This is a genomic window from Mariniflexile aquimaris (assembly GCF_042676825.1).
Taxonomy (GTDB): domain Bacteria; phylum Bacteroidota; class Bacteroidia; order Flavobacteriales; family Flavobacteriaceae; genus Mariniflexile; species Mariniflexile aquimaris.
On record NZ_JBHTIB010000027.1, the window covers coordinates 1 to 2913 of the forward strand.

The 2913-nt window shown below is 28.2% G+C and carries 4 protein-coding genes; all 4 read left to right on the plus strand.

What is annotated here, in order from left to right; translation table 11 throughout:
- A partial coding sequence (locus tag ACFQ0I_RS15950; protein ID WP_379943956.1) for a hypothetical protein occupies positions 1-193 on the plus strand: 193 nt, incomplete at its 5' end.
- Positions 194-379: 186 nt separating this feature from the next.
- Positions 380-571, plus strand: coding sequence for a hypothetical protein (locus tag ACFQ0I_RS15955; protein ID WP_379943957.1), 192 nt, complete (start codon positions 380-382; stop codon positions 569-571).
- Positions 572-878: 307 nt separating this feature from the next.
- Positions 879-2000, plus strand: coding sequence for a hypothetical protein (locus tag ACFQ0I_RS15960; RefSeq protein ID WP_379943958.1), 1122 nt, complete (start codon positions 879-881; stop codon positions 1998-2000).
- Positions 2001-2298: 298 nt separating this feature from the next.
- Positions 2299-2784: a hypothetical protein gene (locus ACFQ0I_RS15965; protein ID WP_379943959.1), complete on the plus strand. Its 486-nt coding sequence runs from the start codon at positions 2299-2301 to the stop codon at positions 2782-2784.
- Positions 2785-2913: the final 129 nt, after the last annotated feature.

Below are 2913 nucleotides of genomic sequence, written 5' to 3' on the forward strand. Positions count from 1 at the left end.
ATTTTCACCTGAAGTTCAAACTTATGGTACAATTGGGCTTTTATCAATTATAAAAAAATATAACATAAAACCAACTGAAGAGGAAAAAAGAATATTGGATTATTTGAAAGATAAAAATTCTGATATCATGAGTTGTTCAGATTGTGTGATTGAACCAACAAAATTTGTTGATATAATAAAATTTTATCAATAAAACCAGCGTACAACACCGTGTAAAAAACATTGCTTATTTTAGTTAAACCGTTTGGTCGTTGCTTTGCTTGCATGCATCTGATTTTCCTTCGGAAAATCCTCGCACACAAGCACGCAACGTTCCTTACACATAAACGTTGCCATTCATTGCGAAACGCACTTAAAATCGAACAAAAAATAGAGATTTATGGAAAAATTACAACTACATTCTTTTGGACAAACAGAACATTTGGAAACTTTAAAGAAAAAATATGATTCTTTAAGAAAGAGAATTAATGAAAACATAAAGTTGACAGAATCTGAAAAAAAAGCGGAATTAGAAACTTTGACAAAATCTTTTGAAAAAGAAAAAAAGAATTCTAACAACAATCTTTATTAATTCGGAATTGAAAAAGTTTGCGGAATAAAAACTAAAAAAACATCAGACTGACCAAAGCAGTGCGCAACTGTTGCAGCAGACTGATTAACGAAACGCAAAAAAAGGAATTTGACGACTGACCAAAAATTGTAAGAAAAAAAACAACGAAATGGCAACACCGTATATAAAAAATTGCTAGTTTTATACTAAACCATTGTCAGTTGCTTTGTTTGCTTGCTTCCGATTTTCCTTCGGAAAATCCTCGCACACAAACACGCAACTTTCCATATACATAAACGTTAGCAACAATAATAAGATAAAAACTGTTATGAGAGACTTATTTAAGATTTTGACAATAATTTTTATTACGATAAATTTCACTTCTTGTAATAAAGATAACAAGACTGATTTAAAAAAATATTTAGAAAATAATTGGAAATCCCCAGAAGATTATGTTATTGATAAATTTAAAGAACGAGATTATATTTTCGTAGGAGAATTTCACAGAATAAAACAAGATGTAGATTTTATAAAAGGTATTATTCCGAAGTTGTACGAAAACGGAGTATATAATTTAGCGATTGAATTTGGAAGTTATAAACATCAACATTTACTCGATTCTCTATTAAAACTTCCAAAATTTGACAGAAAACTTGCTAAAGAGATTTATTACAAAACGGATCCTTCTTGGAATTTTAAAGAATATATTGATATTTATGAAGAAGCTTGGAAGGTAAATTCAAAGCTTTCAAATAATGACAGAAAATTTAGAGTAATAAATTTAAGTGATGGCTATATTCCTTGTGGCGAATCTGATGAAATTTGGTATGATGTTGATTACGACATTTTTATGGCTGATGTTATAAAAAAGGAGATTGTAGATAAAGAAGAAAAAGCACTCATTTATTTAGGATTAAATCATTCAGTCACAAAATATGATTTTCCTCGATACGATTACAAAAAAGATTCATTGAAAGGATATGAAAAAAGAACAGGTAATCTAATTTATGATTTAGTAAAAGATAAATCATATACAATTGCCTTGCATTGTGCTTGGTCTTCATCTAAAGATTATGATAAACTTGTACTTCCAGTTCACGGAAAACTCGATTCTGTTATGGATTATTTTGAAAATAAAAGGATTGGTTTCGATTTAAAGAATAATCTTATTGGAGAATTGAAAAGTAAAAATTCTTATTATCAATTTGGTCAGGAGAATTTCAAACTCCAAGATTTATGTGATGGCTATATTTTTCTTAATAAGTTCATTGACTCTGAACAAATGACTTTAGAAAAAGATTATTATACAGCAGATAACATCGATGAATTTAAATGTTATTTAAAGAGATTAGGGAAAGAAGATAAATTTATTAATCTAATAACTGTTGAGAAAGCAAATAATACTGATTGGGATAATATTGAAAAGTTTAAAAAAATATTAATAGAATAATTACAGTTGCTAACAATGGCTATAAAAAATTGCTTAATTCAGTAAAATAGGATGTTTCCAACTAATAAAATAACTAAATTTAAACATCGGAAAATTACGTTTTCTAAAACGCAACTTTCCATAGCCTAACCCGTTACAGCACATTAGAGAAATGGGAGCATTTATATTGTTAATAATTATTTCATTCTTAATTAGTTTATCCTTATTGATAAGCAAAAAAAGGTTACCGAAAATTGAACGGATAATAAAAATAACCTGCATCACTTCTTTGATTTGTTTTCTAATTTGTACTTTTTTAATGATTTATGATATTAGATTAAAAGGTTTTTATACAACAACAATTATTGCAGTCCTTTTTGTTGTATCAGTTATTTTGACTTTCGGACTTACCCAAAAAGCGCACATTAGAATATTATCTGGAATTTTTGCTGTTTTTATTTCTACTCTAAGTCTTTTAAGTGCTGCAGGGAATTTGCCTTACGTAATTTTTTCAGGAATTACATTACCATACCAAACTCCATTAGAAAAATTTAAAATTAGTCAGGACTATAATTTAGAAGTAATAGATAATGGCAGTTTTTTAGGGTGTGGACAAGACTTAATCATAACAGAATCTAAATTCATTTTGTTTGATAAGGCTGTAATACCCAAGTTTAATCTTTGTACTGAAAACATTTACAAAATTGAAACTAAAAAAATGACAAAAAAAAATATTTCATTGCAGATTTATCATGATGGTGTGGACCAAAGAAATCCTTGTGAATATGTAAAAGAAATAAAATAACGTGCTGTAACACCGTATATAAAAAATTGCTAGTTTTACCTAAACCAATGTTAGTTGCCCGTTTGCTTGCTTCTGATTTTCCTTCGGAAAATCCTCGCACACAAACACGCAACTTTCCATATACATAAA

What these genes read in the sequence shown, in the direction of transcription:
- ACFQ0I_RS15955 (WP_379943957.1), top strand. Translation starts at nt 380, where the DNA reads ATGGAAAAATTACAACTACATTCTTTTGGACAAACAGAACATTTGGAA.
- ACFQ0I_RS15960 (WP_379943958.1), top strand. Translation starts at nt 879, where the DNA reads ATGAGAGACTTATTTAAGATTTTGACAATAATTTTTATTACGATAAAT.
- ACFQ0I_RS15965 (WP_379943959.1), top strand. Translation starts at nt 2,299, where the DNA reads ATGATTTATGATATTAGATTAAAAGGTTTTTATACAACAACAATTATT.